This window comes from Neolewinella maritima, assembly GCF_923081025.1.
GTDB lineage: Bacteria > Bacteroidota > Bacteroidia > Chitinophagales > Saprospiraceae > Neolewinella > Neolewinella maritima.
On sequence record NZ_CAKLPZ010000001.1, the window covers coordinates 1,208,313 to 1,227,772 of the forward strand.

The following is a 19,460-nucleotide window of genomic DNA, read 5'->3' on the forward strand; positions in this document are numbered from 1 at the left end:
AACTTTTGGGTGCAGGGGGCGTACACCTCACCATGATGCGAGGAATCTGGAGTTTGCTGCTACTACTGCTTGCGCTGAGTTGCGGATCGTCCACCAATGAGGTGCCGCGCGGCGAACGCTACCTGTACATCACCGATCTGCCCGGGCAGGGACCGCTACGCCACGCCGATGTACTGGAGCGGCGGGGGGACAAGGTAGCGATACGCAGTCTACTCGGATCGCGGGACACGACGATCAGCCTCACACCAGGCAGCACACTGAGTACACTGGCTACGGCGGGCGAGCTGATCGCGCTGCGCGAAGTGGCTTCACCCCTCGATACCTCCTTCCTGACCTCCCACCCCTTCACCTACCGCTACCTGGGTGAAGCGTACTGGGCCAGCTTCGAGCCTACCTTCACCGGCTTTCCGGAGTACGCCCGTGCGGGTTCGCGCGATTTTGTAAATCACCTGATGGATTGGCAGGGTACGGGTCCTGGCCTGCAGTACTCGGAGTACACCCTGCCGCTCACCGAGCCGCAACCCGTGCTGGTGTTAAGTGAGCGCAGGCGGAGTGAATACTTAGATAACGCGTTAGTACTAGTAGACAGCGTCGGTACGGAAGCCTTCAGCGGCCGGCTGATCGAAGGTGCCGAGGTGCATCCCGTGACCTTCGAGCGGGTCGCGGCGCCACCGCTGGACTACACCGCGGCGGCCTTCGTAGATGAAGTGAATGCCGGCTATTCGCGCAGCTTCCTGCTGGTGCCAGAACAGCGTAACCAGGAAGCAGCCTCCACCGTCGATGCCAAGCGCCTCCCCCGCCGCAGCCTGATCGACCCGGGCGATCTCGGTAATATCAGTGCCAGCTTCCTCGACGATGGTACGGTGATGTTCCTCTCCAACGACCATATCGTACTACAGGGCAGTTACGTACTGGACCTCGACAAGGGCCTACTCACCGTAGCCGACGATACGGATGCGGCCTACCGGATCTTCGTCCACAACCGGGAGAGCATCACCTTTACGCTGCCCGTCTCCGTGGTGCAATTAGATGGAAATCGCTTGCTCGGCACGGATAATTACCTACGCATCGAAGTAGCCCCCTAGCCTGGCTACATGAACTGCCGTAGGTAGCGGTAACTCTGCCGCAGTGACCGGGTCCGATCCTCCAGACTCCCCTCGTAAGCGCGGTCTTCCACCTCCACGCATACCGGTCCACTGTAGCCTACACTGCTCAGTACGCTGAAGAACTGCCCCCAGTCGACCTGCCCCAATCCGGGCAGCTTAGGGGTGTGCCAAAGATTAGGTGGGGCCATGCTGCCGTGACGGTCCAGCAGGTGCTGATCGACGCGCACATCCTTGGCGTGTACGTGCACCAGCCGGTCGCTAAAGTCCCGCAGAGGGGACAGGTAGTCCATACCTTGCCATACCATGTGGGAGGGGTCGTAATTGAGTCCGAAGCTGGCGGTCGGGAAGTCAGTAAACATCCGTTCCCAGATGGCTGGACTAGTAGCCAGGTTCTTGCCCCCGGGCCACTCGTCATCTGTAAAGAGCATCGGGCAATTCTCGATCCCAACCTGCACGCCCCGCGCTTCGGCGTGCTGCAGTAGCGGACCCCACACCTCCCGGAAGCGGGGCCAGTTGTCCTCCACGGATTTCTTGGGGTCGCGCCCGATGAACGAATTGGCCCGGTTTACCCCCAGGAGAGCGGCCGCGTCGATCACCTGGCGGAAGTGGTCGATGTACCGCTGCCCCTCTGCACGGTCTGCGACCAGCATATTGGGATAGTAGCTTAGTGCACTGATCGTCACGCCATAAGACCGCGCCAGTTCTTGAAAACGTTGCACCTGCGGCCCCGCCAGATCGGTTACATCAATGTGGGTGACTCCGGCGTAGCGCCGCTCGGCCTTTCCCGGGGGCCAGCACATGAGCTCTACGCAGTCGTAGCCGATCTCGGCGGCCAGGCGGAAGACGTCCTCCAGCGACTGCTCCGGAAGAATGGCAGAAACGAATCCTAGTTGCATAGCTCCAATATAGGGCGGCAGGGCGCTATCCCAGGCTATTGGAGGTGCGGGGCTAGCTACCTTTAGCGGCCCGTGCCGTTCACCCGATCACTCCCCCAGTCTGCCATGAAATACTGCTCACTATTACTACTGCTACTCCTGACGGCCTGCGACCCCAACCGTCCGCCGCCGGGTCAGGCGATCACCTCCGATGCCGCGCTGTCCATCGCCGGTACCCAGCGGGCTACGCTGTACGACGGGCGAATCAGCGGATCCATCGACCTCAATACGATCGAAAATCTGGACGGACTCTACGGGCTCGGTCCGGCCGAATACCTGCGCGGAGCGGTTCTAGTATTTGACGGGAAGGGCTACCGGAGTCAGGTTACCGCTGCGGACGAGCTGCGCGTAGAAGAGACGCTGAGGGAAAGCCCGCCCTTCTTCGTCTACACCCACCAGCGTACCTGGAACGAATACACCGTGCCCTCCACGGTACGTAGCCTAAAGCAATTTACCGATTACCTGGACCAGCTCACCATCGGCGATCCGCGACCGTTCGCCTACCGGCTAGCCGGACCCGTGCGTACGGCCAAGCTGACCGTACTGAACCTCAAAGAGGGGCTCAGTATCGAATCACCGGAGGAGGCCGAGCGCGGCCAGCTGACCCTTACGGTACAGGACCGGGAGGTGGATGTGCTTGGCTTTTTCAGCACTGCCCACCAGGGAGTGTTTACGGATCTCGACAGCTACACGCGCATGCACTTAATCACGCGGGAACGCGACGTGATGGGACGGCTGAGCGGGGTGACCTTCGGGGAGGGAATGAAGCTGTTTCTACCGGAATAGTGGACAGTTAACCAGCACGACGATATCCCAGTGGTGCCACCCCCGCGACCGCTGGACTAACTGCTTACTTGGCCTCGATACGGTCGATGAGCACCTCGAAGTCCTGCTCCTTCTTATTGCCGATCAGGAACTGCACCTTGTGTACCATTCCTCCGGCAAAGTTCGGCACGTCGACCGGCTCACCGTGGTGCACCGCTTCCATATCCTCGAAAGGCACCTGCACCTGCTCCCACTCCCCGCTGGTCGGGACGCTGGCCTGGTAGTAGTAGTTCTGGTCTGGCTGCGATTTGACGCGCAGGGTATAGGGCTTGCCGTCCCCCTTGAGCCGCACGTTGAAGTGCTCCAGGCCCGACACATCTACCGGCTGGTTGAGGGTGTGCAGGATGGAGGAGAAGCCCCCGTTGTTTTCCAGCGACACATGACCGTAAAACCGTAGGTGGCCGTGCTCGGTCATTTCGATCTGTCCGGCCGATACGCCGCCCATCACGGTATCGTCCTGCACCACCCAGCTCGTAGCCGGCGTGCCCTTGCGGAAGTCATAGATGGAGACGGGGTCGTTGGTCTGAGCGGGGGCCATGGCTAGAAGGATTACGGTAAGCAGAAGGAGCGTTGTGCGCATAGGTTCCTAACCCGAAGTACAGGGATGTTGTTCCCGTCCCGCAGGGGGGCGGGGCCACGCAGGTGCAGGGCCTAGTACAAACTGTCATTCTCCACGTCCGCCGTACTCACTTCCATCGAATACCGGTCACACAATCCGCACTTCCTGAAGTAGTGGTCTACCGCCTGGAATTTGCGTACGATGACTTCCATGGTGAGCATCGTGCCGTCCCGGAGGTCGAAGCGCAGGTCACCGCGGTGCACGATCCGGATTTGTCGCTTGATGCGGACACGCACGCGGTAGGCCAGCAGGTGCACGAAATCGACGTCAGCCTTAAGGATACCCACGCAGGCGATGCGCTGGTTGATATTTAGCCGGAACACCAGTCCCCGACTCAGCTCCTCCATGGTCAGGAAGGCTACCTCGCCGCCCACGTCGCGGCGCAGGGCATCGAACTGCCGTACCCCACCGGTGTAGATCACGCGCGGCGAGCCGGTGCCGCCCCGCCACAGGCGCACGTAGAGGCTGTAGGGACCACCGAGTTGGTCCAGGGCGCCGGGCTTGAGCATGCCACCGGCATCGGTGGGGAGGGAGTAGATCATGGCGGGGGCGTAAGTGCGTTGGGTGCACTAGCTTGTGCTGCCACCAAACACCGCACGATGCCGAAGTTCAATAAGTCGAAGCTACCCCAGGAAGTATTCACCCTGTACGACCGCTATGCGCACAATCAGCTCGACCGGCGGGGCTTCGTCAAGCAATTGTCGCAGTACGCCGTCGGGGGGCTCACGGTCAGCGCACTACTGGAATATTTGATGCCGCAGTACGCCAGCCGCGTGCAGATCGCGGCGGACGATCCTCGGCTAGATAGCGACACCGTAGAGTACACCACCCCGGAATCCGGCATCACCATCCGCGGTCAGCTCGCCCGCCCGGTAGACAAGACCGAAAAACTCCCCGGCATCCTGGTCGTGCACGAAAACCGCGGCCTGAACCCCTACATCGAGGACGTCGGCCGCCGCGCTGCCGTAGCCGACTTCATCTCTCTGGCTCCCGATGCACTGACGCCCCTCGGCGGCTACCCCGGCAATGATGACGAGGGCCGCACCCTGCAGCGGGAGCGTGACCGGGACGCGATGGTTGACGACTTCGTCGCCGCCTACGAATATCTCCGGCACCACCCCGAGTGCACGGGGCAGGTGGGGGTCGTAGGCTTCTGCTTTGGTGGATTTGTATCCAACGCCCTGGCGGTACGCTGTTCGGACCTCGGTGCGGCGGTCCCTTTCTATGGTAGTCAGCCCGCCGCGGAAGACGTGCCAAACATCCAGGCACCTCTCCTGCTACACTACGCCGAGCTCGACGAGCGCGTCAATGCCGGCTGGCCGGACTACGAGGCCGCCCTGCAGGATAACGGCAAAGAGTACGAAGCGCACATCTACCCCGACGTCAACCACGGCTTCCACAACGACACCACGCCGCGCTACGACGAGGCGGCGGCTCAGCTGGCCTGGGAGCGTACAATCGCGTTCTTCAACGCTAAGTTGCGCAGCTAGCCAGTCTCCCCGGCGTGCAACGCCTCGCCCTAGTCTCCCAGCTCGGTAGTGCGTACGCCGGCCCGGATCGCTACCGTCATGTCGTTTTGCGCCGGTGGCACCGGACAGGAAAACCCATCGCTGTACGCGCAGTAGGGCTGGTACGCCTGGTTGAAGTCGATCAGCAGTTCATCACCCTCCGGGCTAGGCAGATCGATGTAGCGGCCCCCGCCGTAAGTTTCCTTTCCGGAGGTCGCATCGCGGAAGGGCAGGAACAGCAGACCGGCGTACTCCTCCGGTACGTTCGGATTGGTAGTTTCGTAAACATCCAGTGCGAGCTCCTCGCCCTGCAGTTCAAACGTAGCTCGCCCGTACACCCGAAACTCCGCCAGGCGGGCACTGCTGGTCTTCATCTCAATGATCTCCGGTTCGGAGTAGCGGGTGAAGTCGGCCACCACCACGTAGGCCGGATCGATGGGGTAGAAGTTGAGTCCGCCGAGCGCCTGCAGACGGGCCAGCTTGCTTTCGCTCAGGATCGTCCGCTCGGGATCCAGGTAGGTCTCGCTGAGGTCGGCCTGAAATGCTGCGGCGTCGGCTACAGCGGTTTCCTGATCCGCTTGAGCATTTACTGAGTCCGCTATGAAAGGACGTCGGCTAGCGCACGAGCATACCAGCAGTAGAACTAGGAGAGTGACGGGGAGGCTGTACCGAGCACGAGCCGCCGTGCGCAAAGTAGGAATAGCATGCATCAGACAAATCTACGCCGCCACCACCCAAAAAGGCCGAGTGGCTTCTAGCCCGAGTGTCTCCGGAGTACTGCGTAGTCGGATAGCGGGGGGCGAACTATCTTGATCGGTCCAGGCTACTCGGCCCCCGTATATTGTCCCGCCCACGAGACACCTTTCCGTACATATTCTAGACCGAACGCTGGTCCATCAGGAGCATAAGCGGCTATAGTTCAATGACGCGGTGCTACCGGCGGGCCCATTAAGTTTCGTAACCTTCAGCTTCACCAGTTTATGGTATCTGCCATTCTAGACCTATGCCCAAGCCCATCCGACCCGGAGAAGAACTCCCCACCCAGCGCCTCGAACCCTACCTGCGCCAGCAACTGCCCGAACTAACCGGCCCGCTCACCATCACCCAGTTTCACGGGGGACACGCTAACCTGACCTACGAACTTCGCTTCGGGGACCAGGAGCTGGTGCTGCGCCGCCCGCCCTTCGGCACCATCGCCCCCGGGGCTCACGACATGCGGCGGGAGTACCAGATCCTGTCCCGCCTGGGGGATCGCTTCGCACCCGCGCCCCGCGCCCTCTTGCTGTGTACGGATCCAGAGGTGATCGGTGCCGACTTCGTGGTCATGGAGCGGCGGCACGGCGTCGTGGTGCGCTACGGACTACCGGAGGTGTTCCAGGGGCTGCCCGACGTGGAGCGCAGACTGACCGATGCCCTCATGCGCGTAAGTGCCGATCTGCACCGCGTAGACGTAGCGCAGGCCGGTCTGCAGGACCTTGGGAAGCCCGCAGGATTCGCCGTCCGCCAGCTGCGCGGCTGGACCAAACGCTGGCAACTGGCCAAACTAGAGGAAAACGCCGCGATGGATCACCTGGCCACAGCCCTGGCTGACGATATTCCCGGGCCGCAGGCCGTGAGCATCGTGCACGGCGACCTGAAGTTCGACAACTGTCAGTATCAGGCCGAGGAGCCGGACCGCGTGAGTTCAGTCTTCGACTGGGATATGGCTACGCTGGGCGATCCGCTGATCGACCTGGCCGGCACGCTCAGCTTCTGGCCCGATCCGGCGCTGAACGCCGCCGACATGCCGATCCGCCTGCTGGACGGCAACTGGCCCGATAAAGCCTACCTCAAGGCCCGCTACGCGGAGTACACCGGCTTCGACCTGAGTCGTATGTCCTGGTACGAAGCCTTTGCCTGCTACAAAACTGCCGTGATCGCCCAGCAGCTCTACCACCGCTACGTTCAGGGGAGTACGCGGGATGAGCGGATGGAAAAGTTCGGCCGCGCCGCCCGCGCCTTCGCCCAATTGGGGCGGGACAAGCTCGCCGCCTAGCTCCTTACCTTGCACCTGCGGCCCCCCGCCCACTTAGAGGCCCGCCCCCCTAACCCCCCGACCATGCACTTCGCCTATACCCCCACCACCCAGGATAACATCCGCCACCTCACCGCCTTCATGGAGGAGCACGTATACCCCCTGGAGGCGGAGTATCGCGCGTTCACCCAGGCCAATCCCTGGCAGGTGTTTCCGCCGATGGAGGGGTTGAAGGAACGGGCCAAGGCCGCCGGACTGTGGAACCTGTTCCTGCCCGAGGAGTACGGTGAGCTCAGTCCGGGACTGACCAACCTGGAGTACGCCCCCCTGGCCGAGATCATGGGCCGCGTGCTCTGGGCCAGCGAGATATTCAACTGTAACGCCCCGGATACCGGCAACATGGAAGTGCTGGCTAAGTACGGCACCTCCGACCAGCAGCGCGACTGGCTGCTGCCGCTGCTCGACGGACAGATTCGCTCCGCCTTCCTGATGACGGAGCCGGCTGTAGCCTCTTCGGATGCCACCAATATCACGACCCGCATCGAGCGCGATGGCGATGACTACGTCATCAACGGCCACAAGTGGTGGAGTACCGGCGCGATGCACCCCGACTGCAAGCTGTACATCGTGATGGGTAAGACCGACCCCGAGGCCCAGCGCCACGTGCAGCAGAGTATGATCCTGGTGCCGGCCGATACGCCGGGGGTGGATATCGTGCGCCCGCTGCAGGCATTCGGGACGGTGGACAGTCCGCACGGCCACGCCGAGATCAAACTGACCGACGTGCGCGTACCGGCCGGTAATCTGCTGTTGGGGGAGGGCAGGGGCTTCGAGATCGCGCAGGGCCGGCTGGGGCCGGGGCGCATCCATCACTGCATGCGGCTCATCGGCACGGCCCAGCGCTCGCTGGAGCTGCTGTGTAAGCGGGTGGGGGAGCGGACGGCCTTCGGGCGGGAGCTCAGCAAGTTCAGCAGCATCCGCCAGGAGGTAGCACGCTGCCGCTGCGAGATCGAGCAGGCCCGCCTGCTGACCCTTTCGGCCGCCGACCGCATCGACCGCCAGGGCATCAAGGCGGCCAAGGATCTGGTGGCGATGATCAAGATCGTATGTCCGACCATGGCCTGCACGGTCATCGACCGCGCCATCCAGGCGCACGGCGGACTCGGCGTATCCAGCGACCTGCCATTAGCCGAATACTATGTCTACGCCCGCAGCATCCGACTTGCCGACGGTCCGGACGAAGTGCACATGTACCAACTGGGTCGCAATACGATCAGCGCGTATGGTAGTCTGCGCGAGCCTGCGGAGACGTCTCCCCTCTCCCCTGGAGAGGGGCCGGGGGAGAGGCAGAAAGGCAATGAGTAGCTACACATAAGTACAGCATTCAGAAGTACTGATAGCATGATCCGCATCCAACACGTTACCCTGATCGTCCGGGAACTCGCCCCCGCCCGCGACTTCTACGTACAGGAGTTCGGCTTGCGCGAACGCAGGGTGCCGGGGCTGGACTACCCGGGGGCCTTCCTGATCGTGAACGCGCAGCAGGAACTCCACCTCGCGGAGCTCCCCGACACGGCGCCGTCCTTCCGGGGCCATGTATGTCTGCGGGTGCCGGACTTCAGTGCCGTATTTCACCGCATGAAGGCGCTCGGCCGACTCGACACCTCCCCCTGGGGTAAGCTTCGCGAACTGCCGGACGGGTCGCTACAGCTGTACGTGCGCGACCCCTCGGGTAACCTGGTCGAGGTGTGTTCGGAGCCGGAAGACCGGGCCGGGATCGACCCGCAGATATTTGCCGATCCGCTTTACGGAGGCCAGCCGTTTCGGTACTTGGAATGACGCAGACGACGTTTGATGGTATCCGGATGCATTTCTCCGGCCTATATTCGCCCGTTACAGACTTACCAATATGCTTGATTTTGACGTACTCAATTACGATCCCGACACACCGGGCTTTTACGTCATTCTGCTGTCTACGCTCTTCTCCTTCTTCTTGTCTTCACTGATCGCGATCACCTATCAGCTGACGACCAAGAGCATCTACCGGCGGGCCCACTTTCTGCAGGCCCTGGTGCTGATCAGTATGGTGGCGGCGATGATCATGCAGGCCATTGGAGATAGCGTGGCGCGCGGGTTGGGTATCCTGGGTGCACTCAGTATTATCCGCTTCCGCACGGTGCTCGACGACCCCCGCAACATCACCTTCATGTTTGCCTCGCTGGGTGTGGGTATCGCGGCCGGCGTGCTGGGCTTTACCGTGGCGCTGACGTCTACCCTGGTGTTCTGTCTGGCCGCCTTCATCCTGTACCTATCCCCCCTGAGCGACAACAACGAGCTCATCGGTGAGCTGCGGCTACAGGTCCTTAAGGAAGACCACCTGCGGGCTACTATCGAGACGGCGATGGACCGCTACTGCCGCGACTACGAACTGGAAAAGCTTCGCTACCTCAACCCTAAGCGGATGAAGAACTACACCGAGCAGGGCCTGCCCGTGGTGGAGGAGATCAGCCGCGAAGACCTGCAGGAGTTTACCTACCTGGTACGGCTCCGCCCCTCCGCTACGCTGACCGAGCTGACCGCCGGATTGGAGGAGATCGAAGGACTCGAAGACCTGCGCCTCAATTTCCAGCAACGTCAAACCAAACTCTAGTCCGGCCGTGAAGATCAATCTGTTCTACATCGTGGTGGTCCTGGTAGGGGTAGCGCTATTCTTTTTGCTGAGCGATCCGCCGGGCGACGAACTGGCCTTCTACGGCTTTGCCGAAAGCAACGAGATGGAGGTCAACTACAACCAGCCCGGCGCGGTAGTCCGCATCCTGGTGCAGCCGGGGCAGGCCGTCGATAGCGGCGACGTGCTCCTCGTACTGGAAAGCCGGCCTAAACAGCAGCGGCTCGCCGATCAGGCCTACCGCATCGAGGAAGAGACCGCCGAGCAGGCCGATCGTCAGGCCAGCCGCCGCGAAGACCTGGCTGCCCTGGAGCTCGAACAGCGTAACCGACTGGCTACCATCGACGAACAGATTACGGAGCTGCAGCAGGAGATCGACTTCAAGTCCTCCCTATCGCAGGAGTTGAGCACCGTAGACCTGCCCCGGGCTACCTACCAACCCCTGCGCGACGAACTGCAGCAGCTCGAACAGCGCCGCCAGCGGGCCGTAGATAGCTATACCCAGGAACGCAGTGCGCTGGAGCGTAGCCTGACCTACGGACAGTCGCCCGCCCGCCAGCGTATCCTCCGCCTGCAGGCCGAGGCCCGCTTCGATAGCAGTCTGCAGCAGGAGCAGGTCATCCTGACCGCCCCGGCCGATGGCCTGGTGGGTAGCATCAACTGCCGGGAAGGAGAGTATAAATCTGCCTACGCCAACCTCATCACCTTCTACCAACCGCACTCGGAGCTGGTCAAGGGGTATGTACACGAGAATTTGGCCGTGGAGGTCCGCGTGGGTGATCAGTTCGACGTGATCAGTCTGCAGGAGGAAGGGAGCCAGTACCGCGGGGAGGTGATCGGTCTCGGCAGCCGGATCGTCGAGATTCCCACCCGCCTGCGCAAGTTTCCCGAGGTAGCCAGCTACGGACGGGAAGTGACGCTGCGGATTCCCGCTACGAACGACTTTCTGCAGAAAGAGAAGGTGAGTCTGCGGTACCTCGGTCAAGGCGAACGGGAGTGATGGGTCGCTACGTACTGCTGTCCGTAATGCTCACGGGGCTATGCTCCGCCGCAGGTGCTCAGGCGATCGACGTGGAACAGTTCTTCGCCCGGGGTGGCGTCAACCTGTCCGCCCCTGCACCCCAAGCCGGTCCCCGCTTTCGCACCCCCTTCATCGACTCGTACGACCTGCGCACCGAGACGGACGAAAACAACTACGAACGGCAGGAGTACACCCTGCGGCTCAACTTCTCCTCCCGCGGCCGCGCCCGGGCCCAGCGGGCGTTCTACGATCAGCTACTACTGGAACCCCTGGAAACTCTCAATGAAGCGACCTGCGACCGTACCGAAGACCTCTACCGCGACTGGGTCCGGCTCTACCTGCTGCAGCGCGAACTGGAGATCGTCGACTCCCTACAGCTGGTGTACCAGGACCGGCAGCGCGTTGCCGATCGCTACGCCGCCGCCCTGCGGGGTGATCCTAACGACCGCTTTAAATTACGTACGGATCGGACGGAACTACTCCTTGATCGGCAGGCTATTCTACAGCGTATAGCGCAACTGCGTGCAGCCTACGGACTCGACGATGCCCCCCTGGACTTCACCGCCTTTCCTACCGTTGACGACTTAGCTACCCGCGCTGAAGAACTAGCCATAGCCCCCCGTCAGGATCCCGAAACCGCCTATGACCTGGCGCTCATCGACCGGGAGATCGCCCTGGAAGAAGCCGAAGGACGGCAGTTGCTCGACTTCCTGCAACTGCGCTACCGCTCCAATCGAGACAGTGAGTTCAGAGAGAATTTTTCGGTTGGACTAGCCCTACGTATCCGCGATTCTGGCGACAGCAAGCTGAAGATCCGGCAACTACAACTCGAGAAAGAATTGATCGAGCGGGAGGGAAGTTTGCAGACGCAGGTGCGCCAGATCGCCGGCACCTTCAGCGCTACCGCCCTGCGCGGCGCCATCGCGTCCTACCGGGCCACGGAGCTGATCCTCCGCGAAGAAGCCGACGACCTGAGTAGTTTGGCCACCACCGTGGCGAGCCGGGAAGACGTAGACCCCCGCTTTCTGCTGCGCGTAAACGCCCAACGGCTCGAGCGGCAACTGGACCGGCTTAGCGCAGTAGAGCGGGTACTGGAAGCGTATCTGGACTGGCGGGACGCCCGCGAGGAACTGTGCAGCTATCCCGGTGGCGAACTGCTGTAGTTGCTACAGAAATACCACGGACTCCTGCCCCTCGACCCAGGCCGCCATGCGATCCTTATAGGCCGTATGCACCTGCGGCCGCTTTACTTTCAGTGTGGGTGTGAGCATATTATTCTCTACACTGAAGGGCTCGTCGAGCACCACTAAGGCTCCCAGTTTCTTGTAGCTTGGTAGCTTACTATTTACTTCGGCCAATTGCGCTGATAGGCTGTCCTTCAGGGTAGTACGATCCTTATCCTCGGCTATTTCCGATAGCGACACGAGCATGAGGGGTTGTGGCATACCGAGGCCCACTACGCAGAGCTGGTCGATGTCGGTGTTACCGGAGAACTTCTCCTCGATCTCACTGGGTACGATAAATTTGGCCTTGGCCGTCTTGAAGGTGTCCTTCACGCGACCTGTGAGGGTCAGAAAGCCGTCAGCGTCGATCTGCCCCTGGTCGCCGGTGTGGAGCCAGCCGTCGGCGTCGATGGCCTCGGCGGTCTTCTCCGGGCTCTTGTAGTAACCGACCATGGTGTAGGAAGCCCGTGTGAGTACCTCGTTCGTCTCAGGATCGAGCTTACACTCCGTACCGGGTAGGGTCTGGCCTACGGAACCGGGGCGGTCCTGCTCGGGATAGATCATGTGTCCCACCGCGCCGTTCTCGGTCATGGCGTAGGCTTCGGCGATAGGGATACCGAGGCGGGCAAACCAGTCCTTGGTCTCCTGGGGGATTGGGGCGGCTCCGGTGACGTTACGGCGCGACTGATCCAGGCCCAGCCCCTTGCGGATCTTGCGCTTGATGAACCAGGAAACCAGCGGGATGCCGAGCAGACTATCCAATTTCTCCTGCGGCAGCTTCTTGAGCACCCCCTGGCGCAGCTTGGTCCAGATGCGGGGCACGGCAAAGAAGAAAGTAGGCCGGGCATCCTGGAGATTGGCCGCAAAGCGCTCGATGCTTTCGGTAAAGAAGATCTCCCCGCCGTGGGTAAAGCAAATGGTCTCGATCGTACCCCGCTCGGCCACGTGGTTCAGGGGCAGGAAGGAGAAGTAGCGGTTGTTGCCATTGTAGTCATTGGCTAGCGGATTGCGGTCCCAGAGCTCGGCCATCAGCGCGATCTGGTTCTTCAGGCTCAGCATCACGCCCTTGGGGGTACCCGTGGTGCCGCTGGTGAAGATGATGGTCCAGAGTCCGTCGGGGTCCGGGGTAGGGGTACCCTCCATCGGGGAGTTTTCGGCCAGGATCTCCTCCCAGGCCTTGCCGCGCGTGACCTCGGAGTTACCCGCGTAGTGTGGGAAGCGAATGACGGGCATGCCTTCGGGTACACCGGTCTGCATACTCTCCCATACCTCGGTCTTTCCTACGAAGAGTAGATCCACGTCGCCCAGTTCCAGCACCTGGGCGATCTGCTCGCCGGTCAGGGTAGCGAAGAAGGGGACGCTGACGTGGCCGGCCATCATGATGGCCAGGTCGGCGATGATCCACTCGCGGCAGTTTTTGGAGACCAATCCGATGTGGCTGCCGGGCTTCAGGTCCTGGGCGTGCAGGTAGCTGGCGACTTTGCGGGCCATCTGGCCTACTTCGCCCCAGGTGTAGGTTTCCCAGCGCTCGCCGAACGGCTGGTGCAAAAAGGGTTTATCCGGCTGGCTGGCTTCTCTGCGGTAAAATGCTTCTAGGGTGGTCAGACTGTACATGGCCGGAAGGTACGGCAGGCGGGCGGGGTCGCGGGTGCGGTGAAATTTTAGCTGCGGACTATGTGCTTACCCGCGTACGTATGTACAAACCATGAGCCAGTCAGGATTCGCTAACACGAATATTTCGGGACTGTACTCCAAGAATAAGCGGTTATTTGAGGAGTACAATCCCAAAAAACTTATATTTACTGGATGCAAACGAATGTGAGCCGTACTATACGAACCGCCGTCGTAGAACGAATGGAGGATCGCAAAGCGATTATCATTCAGGGTGCACGGCAGGTAGGAAAGACAACCTTGATCGAAAAGATCGTTGGAGATCGCCCCGATGTATTGTGGGTAAATGGAGACGACCCGTCCGCGCGGTTGAGGTGGAGCGATATTACGCGCGCTCTACTCACTCAGCTTGTTGTTGGATATCAGTTTCTGGTAATCGATGAGGCTCAGCGGATCGAAAACGTGGGTCTTGCGGTAAAGATGTGCATCGATGGCCGCTTACCGGTAAAGGTGATTCTCTCCGGCAGTTCATCCCTGAACCTTGCCTCCTCCCTCAATGAGCCCCTAACGGGCCGCAAGTGGTCGTATGAATTATTCGCTCTTAGCTGGAGTGAGATCGTAGGGGCTATCCGACTACCGGCGGCGCTCAACCGTCTGGATGAACTATTAGTGACCGGTTGTTATCCGGAGGTCGTCACGGCTACGGATAGCAAGGAGCAGCGCTTGCGAGAGATAGCAGCCTCCTACCTGTACAAGGATATCTTGGAATATGGGGATGTAAGGAAGCCGGATTTGATTGTCAAACTCTTACGTGCACTTGCCTACCAGATCGGTGCAGAAGTAAGCTATCAGGAGTTGTCACTACTTCTGGGCGTGGACAACAAGACGGTGCAACGGTATATTCAGTTGCTGGAAGATTCCTACGTCCTGCTCAGGTTATCCGCCTTATCCACTAACCCCCGCAAGGAAATTTCCACCTCGAAGAAGATCTACTTCCTGGATAATGGGATTCGCAACGCAGTGATCGATGACTTCAAGCCTTTCGCCGAACGCGCCGACCGCGGTGCACTCTGGGAAAACTTCATGGTGACCGAACTCTACAAACACCATCGTAACCAAGGCAGTAGGGGGCAATTCTATTTCTGGCGAAGCAAAACGCAGTCTGAGGTCGATCTAGTTATTTCCGCTGGAGGAACGTACGAAGCGTATGAGTTTAAGTATAGTGCGCGTAAGAAGGCACGCTTTGCTAAAAGCTTCCTGGAACGGTACAAACCACGAGAAACAAAAGTGATTAATCCGGAAAATTTCCACGAGTCACTTCTACACTAGCTGGCTTCTACTATACACTACGCTATCCCCTCTTTCACCATGACCTACCAGGAATACGAACGCACCGTCTACGACTGGCTGCTGGGGCTACAGCGCCGTCAGTCCGAACTACGCTTCAGCACCCGGCAGAAGGCCAGTAAGGGAGCCCGCGACGATCTGTTCATCGGCACCGAGCACTCGCGCTACTTCAGCACCACCTTCTGGACGATCCCCATCGCGTATCCCGGCGTAGCCGGGGGACTCATCAACCTGCTGTTCCGGCAAAAAGCCAGTGTGTTCAGCTACGAATTCTACGTGCGTGCACCCCGCACGGTGGGTGATGACCAGCAACTCGCTGCCTGCCTGGACCTGGCGCAGCGCCTTCGCCTCCTGGACCAGCCCCTGCTCCTGCGTGCGCGCCCACCGCGTGCCGGAACCAAGGACGAAATGCTAGTGATCCAGGGAAAAGAAAGCTCCTACCGCTCACTCGATGACCTGCTGACCGATGCGGAAGACGACCTGTTAACCTTCCTGCCCCTGGTAGATCGTTTGATCGAGGAAGTGAAGCAGTACCACCCAGCCTTTGTAGCGCACCGCATCACCGCTGCGGAGTACGCCCGTATGCAGGAGCTCGTAGAGCAGCGGCAGCTACCGCACCGTGCGGAAGACACACCGCCGCAGCAACTGGCGGAAGACCCCGCACCGTACGGAGCAAGTAGCCGCCCTGTCGACCGCGATCCCGGTATTCCTCTGAACCAGATCTTTTACGGTCCGCCCGGCACCGGTAAGACCTATGAGACGGTCAACGAGGCCGTGCGCATCACCAACCCCGCCTTTCCTATAGGGGAGCGCAGCCGCCGCCTGGTGCGCGAAGAATACCGGCGGCTAGTGAGCGAGGGGCGCATCGTGTTCACCACCTTCCATCAGAGCCTGAGCTACGAGGACTTCGTAGAGGGTATTAAACCGAGGCTCCAGTCAGGGGGGCATGGTACCGGGGAGGAAGCAGCGGGCGACCTCGGCTTCACCCTCGCATCCGGCATCTTTCGCGAGCTGGTAGATACCGTGCGTACGGCCAACCGCGCCGCTAGTATGGCCAGTACCCAGGCTGGATTACGGATCGACAAACAGCTTATTCGGCGCGGTCAGCCGTACAAGATGTCATTGGGTAACGTGCGGGATGCGAATGATGCAGTGATCTATGACTACTGCATAGCCAACGACTGCATCAGTCTGGGCTACGGCATTGCGATCGACTTCACCGGGGTGGCGAACGAGCGTGAGATCCTGGCGCGCATCCAGCAGCAGCGTGGCGACGGACAGTCGGACTACGGCTACGAACTCACTGCGGTACGCAACTTCGTGGTCGCCATGCAGCCCGGTGATCTGGTCTTCGTTCCCGACGGCCTACAGACCATCCGGGCCGTAGGCGTAGTTACTGGCGACTACTACCACAAGGTCGACGCACCCATCCGGCACGCACAGTTTCGTCCGGTGCGCTGGCTATACCAAAACATCGCCTATCCCATCAAGACGGTGTACGGCCGGCAGTTCAGCGTGCAGACGGTGTACCCCATGGAGAAATCTGTCCTACAGGCCGGACTGGAGCGCGAGCACGACCACCGGCCGGCGTCCAACAACTACGTGCTGATCATCGACGAGATCAACCGCGGCAACGTCTCCCGCATCTTCGGCGAGCTCATCACGCTACTGGAACCCGACAAGCGGCTCGGTCAGCCGGAGGAGCTTACCGTTACCCTTCCGTACAGCCGTGATACGTTCGGTGTACCGGCCAACCTCTACCTCATCGGCACCATGAATACGGCCGATCGCAGCGTGGATGCCCTGGACAGCGCCTTGCGCCGTCGCTTCACCTTCCGCGAGCTTACCGCCCGTCCGGACTTGCTGGCGGACCGACGGGTCGGAGAGGTGGAGTTGAGCGCGGTGCTCCAGACCATTAACGATCGCGTGGAGCGGCTACTCGACAAGGATCACCGGATCGGCCATGCGTACTTTATGCCCATCGACGGTACCGTGGTCAGTCTGCAGGCGGTGCTAGCCAGCCAGGTAATCCCCTTACTGGAAGAGTACTTTTTCGGCGATACGGAAAAGCTCCGCCTGGTACTGGGCACGGGCTTTTTCGAACGACTCGATACGTTCGTTTCCTTCGCACCGGGCACCGGGGAGACCTACCACGACGGGCAGCCCCGCTACCGCCTGCTGGACATCCGCGATATGTCCGAGGCAGGCCTTGTGCGGGCCCTGACCGAGCTGATGTGACCAGGCTGACGGTCTATGAACACGAACGGCTAGGGCAAGCGCCAGAGGGCCGCCTGACTGCCGGACAGTTGACTGCGCTACAGCGCTTTCATGCTAGTAGTCCACAACGCTACTTCGACCTGTGCTACCGGGGCATTCAGTTGCTGTCTTACGTGGGCGTGCTGCGCGTGGGTGACTTACAGCTCGAGATCCTACCCAAGCTGGACCGCCACCACGCCGAACCTTTCTGGCGTGATCGTCTGCTCGACATGCTACGGGTCGTACACCGGCTACCGCTTGCCGCACCCACTAGCACGCAGCTGCAGACTCGGCCGCACAACATTCTGGACCTGTACCTGGAACGCTACGCCCACGAAGTGAGCAAGCTTCTCCGCCGGGGTCTGGCCCGCCGCTACCGCACGACGGAGCAGAACGCTACGGCCCTGCGCGGACGCCTCCTCTTTGCCGAGCAGCTCCGGCACAACCTGGTACACCGGGAGCGCTTCTATACTGCTACGGCGACCTACGACCAGGAGTTCGTCCACCACCAAATTTTGTTACAGGGACTAAAGTTAGCGGTGCAGCTAACCGATAATCCCTTGGTAAGTAACACACTACGCGCTTCGATCGCCAGGTTTCCGGAGCTCCCGGCGCTGCGCATCACGCCGGCGGTGTTCGATCGCTTGCCGGCTACTCGGGCTACCCGGTCCTACGGTCCTGCTCTGTCGATCGCCCGGCTGCTTCTACTGAACTACCACCCCGATCTGGTGGGCGGTCGCGAGCACTTGATGGCCCTACTCTTCGATATGAACGCGCTGTGGGAGCGCTTTCTGACAGTGGCCCTTCAGCGCTACCTGCCGGACTACGAGGTCGCAGCGCAGCCACGTAAAGCGTACTGGCAGTCTGATCGGCATACCGCTACCCTGCAGCCAGATATCGTGCTGCGCAGGCACAAACAAATCATCGTACTGGACGCCAAGTGGAAGGAGCTTTCGGGAGGACAACCCGGCGCGCAGGACCTGCGCCAACTGTATGCTTACGCCCTGCAGTTCGGCGCGGAGAAGGCAGCGCTGCTCTTACCGGGGGCGCGGCCGCGGGTGCGGGGGGAGTTCGGGGAAGGCCATGCAGATAGCATGATAGGCCGGGAGGGGAGTGTGCTGTACGTGCCGCTAGGTGGGGTGGGGGAGGCCTGGTTGCGGGATATTGCTGCGCGGATCTATGCGTGGATTGCCGGGAAGTGACGGCCGAAGCTATCGCTACAGTAAAAACCGTCCCCCCAGGGTGAAACCGAGCACATTGTCATCGCTGGGCAGTACCGCGTAGGCAGACCGACCAGTGGTGGTAAACGTGAACCCGGTCTCCAGGGCGATGCCGGGGCGTAGGAAGATTAGCGCCCCCAGTGCTATATCGTAGGAAACGTAGCTGCGGACCGTGCCATATCTCCCGTAGATGGAGGAGTCGTCGTACTGATTGGTCCGGTTGTAGTTGGCGCCGAACTGCAGAAAGGGTATAAACCGACCGGTATTCTTGGGAAGGAGGCGCAGGGAAAGTCCGCCGGCCAGCGTATAATCTGCTGCTCGGGCACGGTTCCGACTATGGGGCCGGCGGCTTCTGCTGTACTTGCCGCGAAAGCCCAGGGCGGCGGATTCGGAAATGAAGTAATGGACTTCCGGCGTCAGACTGAGGGCAAGTCCACCGTTCTGCCGCAGTTCCGTGGATAGACCGCTCACGCTACTCCCCAGCATCACGCTGCCCTTCTCAAAGCGGAACACGGAGGCTGTGGTATCGCGGGGTCCGTTCAGGAGGAACTGAACGGCAAGTGAGATGCTCAGTTGATTAGGGGTGTCGGCAAAGGAGAGCAGGGCGATTTCAGGCACGGCTCGCACCGAAGATCCAGCGGATAGACTAGCGCCGAGGCTGGGCACGAAGGCTACTTGACTCCGCGTAGGCAGCAGAGTGGAATTCAGATACAGCACACTGGCTCCTACAAACAGACTACCGCCCGCGGAATTGGTAAAGTAGGCGCGGGCAGCTGGGTTGATGGCCAGGGTAGTTGACCCCCCACCACCGGCGCGTACTGCACTTACCGATAGGCCGACTTCCAGCCAGTCGGTCGCCAGCGTACTGTAGGTCGGTGAGATTGCTACACTGAGGGCGGCAGGCTTACCCCAACGGCCCAGTCCCAGTAGATCGGAGGCCAGGGGAAGGTCCATGACCCTAAGGGCGGATGAGGTGCCGCCTCCGAACGTGATGAATTGGTCGCCCCGCCGCAGCTGGGCCTGGGTGGTGAGTGTGTGTAGAAGGAGAAGAAATAGAAAAGTCAGACGAATCACAAAAGTGAGGTTTGGGTGATGGAAGGCTAGCTG

The 19,460-nt window shown here is 60.8% G+C and carries 18 protein-coding genes; 12 read left to right on the forward strand and 6 right to left on the reverse strand.

All coding sequences use genetic code 11. From position 1 onward, the window contains the following. The first annotated feature begins 32 nt into the window (after positions 1–32). Positions 33–1,085 carry a hypothetical protein gene (locus MJQ68_RS04910; RefSeq protein WP_238749899.1) on the forward strand — a complete coding sequence of 351 codons (1,053 nt, stop codon included), beginning with the start codon at positions 33–35 and terminating at the stop codon, positions 1,083–1,085. A gap of 5 nt (positions 1,086–1,090) precedes the next feature. Here the strand turns inward: MJQ68_RS04910 and MJQ68_RS04915 are convergent, their stop codons facing one another. After that, complete coding sequence (locus MJQ68_RS04915) at positions 1,091–2,002, reverse strand: sugar phosphate isomerase/epimerase family protein (protein ID WP_238749900.1); 912 nt, start codon at positions 2,000–2,002, stop codon at positions 1,091–1,093. Between the two features lie 105 nt (positions 2,003–2,107). Between MJQ68_RS04915 and MJQ68_RS04920 the strand changes: the two genes are divergently transcribed. Continuing rightward, entirely contained in the window at positions 2,108–2,827 is a 720-nt protein-coding gene (locus tag MJQ68_RS04920) for an acetolactate decarboxylase (RefSeq protein WP_238749901.1), read from the forward strand. 64 nt (positions 2,828–2,891) lie between these two features. Here MJQ68_RS04920 and MJQ68_RS04925 read toward each other — a convergent pair whose 3' ends face one another. Both MJQ68_RS04925 and MJQ68_RS04930 read right to left on the reverse strand, forming a co-directional pair. After that, positions 2,892–3,446: a CIA30 family protein gene (locus MJQ68_RS04925; protein WP_238749902.1), complete on the reverse strand. Its 555-nt coding sequence runs from the start codon at positions 3,444–3,446 to the stop codon at positions 2,892–2,894. Between the two features lie 71 nt (positions 3,447–3,517). Next, entirely contained in the window at positions 3,518–4,027 is a 510-nt protein-coding gene (locus MJQ68_RS04930; protein ID WP_238749903.1) for a hypothetical protein, read from the reverse strand. A gap of 57 nt (positions 4,028–4,084) precedes the next feature. Here MJQ68_RS04930 and MJQ68_RS04935 point away from each other — a divergent pair, with 57 nt between their 5' ends. Then, positions 4,085–4,975, forward strand: coding sequence for a dienelactone hydrolase family protein (locus MJQ68_RS04935; RefSeq protein WP_238749904.1), 891 nt, complete (start codon positions 4,085–4,087; stop codon positions 4,973–4,975). Between the two features lie 29 nt (positions 4,976–5,004). Here the strand turns inward: MJQ68_RS04935 and MJQ68_RS04940 are convergent, their stop codons facing one another. Next, a complete protein-coding gene (locus MJQ68_RS04940) occupies positions 5,005–5,703 on the reverse strand; it encodes a DUF1684 domain-containing protein (protein WP_238749905.1) in 699 nt (232 codons plus the stop codon). Positions 5,704–5,996: 293 nt separating this feature from the next. On the opposite strand from MJQ68_RS04940, the gene MJQ68_RS04945 reads away from it, so the two are divergent. The 6 genes from MJQ68_RS04945 to MJQ68_RS04970 all read left to right on the forward strand — a co-directional run bounded on the left by MJQ68_RS04945 (position 5,997) and on the right by MJQ68_RS04970 (position 11,859). Continuing rightward, complete coding sequence (locus MJQ68_RS04945) at positions 5,997–7,028, forward strand: phosphotransferase family protein (RefSeq protein WP_238749906.1); 1,032 nt, start codon at positions 5,997–5,999, stop codon at positions 7,026–7,028. 63 nt (positions 7,029–7,091) lie between these two features. Further along, positions 7,092–8,372, forward strand: a complete 1,281-nt coding sequence (locus MJQ68_RS04950) for an acyl-CoA dehydrogenase family protein (protein ID WP_238749907.1) — start codon at positions 7,092–7,094, stop codon at positions 8,370–8,372. A gap of 36 nt (positions 8,373–8,408) precedes the next feature. After that, positions 8,409–8,846: a VOC family protein gene (locus MJQ68_RS04955; RefSeq protein ID WP_238749908.1), complete on the forward strand. Its 438-nt coding sequence runs from the start codon at positions 8,409–8,411 to the stop codon at positions 8,844–8,846. A gap of 70 nt (positions 8,847–8,916) precedes the next feature. Further along, entirely contained in the window at positions 8,917–9,657 is a 741-nt protein-coding gene (locus MJQ68_RS04960) for a DUF4956 domain-containing protein (protein ID WP_238749909.1), read from the forward strand. 7 nt (positions 9,658–9,664) lie between these two features. Then, complete coding sequence (locus MJQ68_RS04965; protein WP_238749910.1) at positions 9,665–10,675, forward strand: HlyD family secretion protein; 1,011 nt, start codon at positions 9,665–9,667, stop codon at positions 10,673–10,675. Then, the gene (locus MJQ68_RS04970; RefSeq protein ID WP_238749911.1) at positions 10,675–11,859 is read left to right on the forward strand and encodes a coiled-coil domain-containing protein; all 1,185 of its coding nucleotides are present in this window, start codon (positions 10,675–10,677) and stop codon (positions 11,857–11,859) included. Before MJQ68_RS04965 ends, MJQ68_RS04970 begins: the two co-directional genes overlap by 1 nt. 3 nt (positions 11,860–11,862) lie before the next feature. Here the strand turns inward: MJQ68_RS04970 and MJQ68_RS04975 are convergent, their stop codons facing one another. Continuing rightward, entirely contained in the window at positions 11,863–13,533 is a 1,671-nt protein-coding gene (locus MJQ68_RS04975) for an AMP-binding protein (protein WP_238749912.1), read from the reverse strand. A 240-nt stretch (positions 13,534–13,773) separates the two neighbouring features. On the opposite strand from MJQ68_RS04975, the gene MJQ68_RS04980 reads away from it, so the two are divergent. The 3 genes from MJQ68_RS04980 to MJQ68_RS04990 are packed head-to-tail and all read left to right on the forward strand — an operon-like array spanning position 13,774 to position 18,335. Next, positions 13,774–14,859, forward strand: a complete 1,086-nt coding sequence (locus MJQ68_RS04980; RefSeq protein ID WP_238749913.1) for an ATP-binding protein — start codon at positions 13,774–13,776, stop codon at positions 14,857–14,859. Positions 14,860–14,898: 39 nt separating this feature from the next. Continuing rightward, positions 14,899–17,115, forward strand: a complete 2,217-nt coding sequence (locus MJQ68_RS04985) for an AAA family ATPase (protein ID WP_238749914.1) — start codon at positions 14,899–14,901, stop codon at positions 17,113–17,115. Beyond that, a complete protein-coding gene (locus MJQ68_RS04990) occupies positions 17,112–18,335 on the forward strand; it encodes an McrC family protein (RefSeq protein ID WP_238749915.1) in 1,224 nt (407 codons plus the stop codon). The genes MJQ68_RS04985 and MJQ68_RS04990 overlap by 4 nt, the downstream gene beginning before the upstream one ends. 15 nt (positions 18,336–18,350) lie before the next feature. On the opposite strand, the gene MJQ68_RS04995 is transcribed toward MJQ68_RS04990, so the two are convergent. Continuing rightward, the gene (locus MJQ68_RS04995; protein WP_238749916.1) at positions 18,351–19,427 is read right to left on the reverse strand and encodes a hypothetical protein; all 1,077 of its coding nucleotides are present in this window, start codon (positions 19,425–19,427) and stop codon (positions 18,351–18,353) included. Between the last annotated feature and the right edge of the window lie 33 nt (positions 19,428–19,460).

Coding starts and splice junctions, on each gene's coding strand:
- MJQ68_RS04910 (WP_238749899.1), top strand. CDS start 33: ATGATGCGAGGAATCTGGAGTTTGCTGCTACTACTGCTTGCGCTGAGT.
- MJQ68_RS04915 (WP_238749900.1), bottom strand. CDS start 2,002: ATGCAACTAGGATTCGTTTCTGCCATTCTTCCGGAGCAGTCGCTGGAG.
- MJQ68_RS04920 (WP_238749901.1), top strand. CDS start 2,108: ATGAAATACTGCTCACTATTACTACTGCTACTCCTGACGGCCTGCGAC.
- MJQ68_RS04925 (WP_238749902.1), bottom strand. CDS start 3,446: ATGCGCACAACGCTCCTTCTGCTTACCGTAATCCTTCTAGCCATGGCC.
- MJQ68_RS04930 (WP_238749903.1), bottom strand. CDS start 4,027: ATGATCTACTCCCTCCCCACCGATGCCGGTGGCATGCTCAAGCCCGGC.
- MJQ68_RS04935 (WP_238749904.1), top strand. CDS start 4,085: ATGCCGAAGTTCAATAAGTCGAAGCTACCCCAGGAAGTATTCACCCTG.
- MJQ68_RS04940 (WP_238749905.1), bottom strand. CDS start 5,703: ATGCATGCTATTCCTACTTTGCGCACGGCGGCTCGTGCTCGGTACAGC.
- MJQ68_RS04945 (WP_238749906.1), top strand. CDS start 5,997: ATGCCCAAGCCCATCCGACCCGGAGAAGAACTCCCCACCCAGCGCCTC.
- MJQ68_RS04950 (WP_238749907.1), top strand. CDS start 7,092: ATGCACTTCGCCTATACCCCCACCACCCAGGATAACATCCGCCACCTC.
- MJQ68_RS04955 (WP_238749908.1), top strand. CDS start 8,409: ATGATCCGCATCCAACACGTTACCCTGATCGTCCGGGAACTCGCCCCC.
- MJQ68_RS04960 (WP_238749909.1), top strand. CDS start 8,917: ATGCTTGATTTTGACGTACTCAATTACGATCCCGACACACCGGGCTTT.
- MJQ68_RS04970 (WP_238749911.1), top strand. CDS start 10,675: ATGGGTCGCTACGTACTGCTGTCCGTAATGCTCACGGGGCTATGCTCC.
- MJQ68_RS04975 (WP_238749912.1), bottom strand. CDS start 13,533: ATGTACAGTCTGACCACCCTAGAAGCATTTTACCGCAGAGAAGCCAGC.
- MJQ68_RS04980 (WP_238749913.1), top strand. CDS start 13,774: ATGGAGGATCGCAAAGCGATTATCATTCAGGGTGCACGGCAGGTAGGA.
- MJQ68_RS04985 (WP_238749914.1), top strand. CDS start 14,899: ATGACCTACCAGGAATACGAACGCACCGTCTACGACTGGCTGCTGGGG.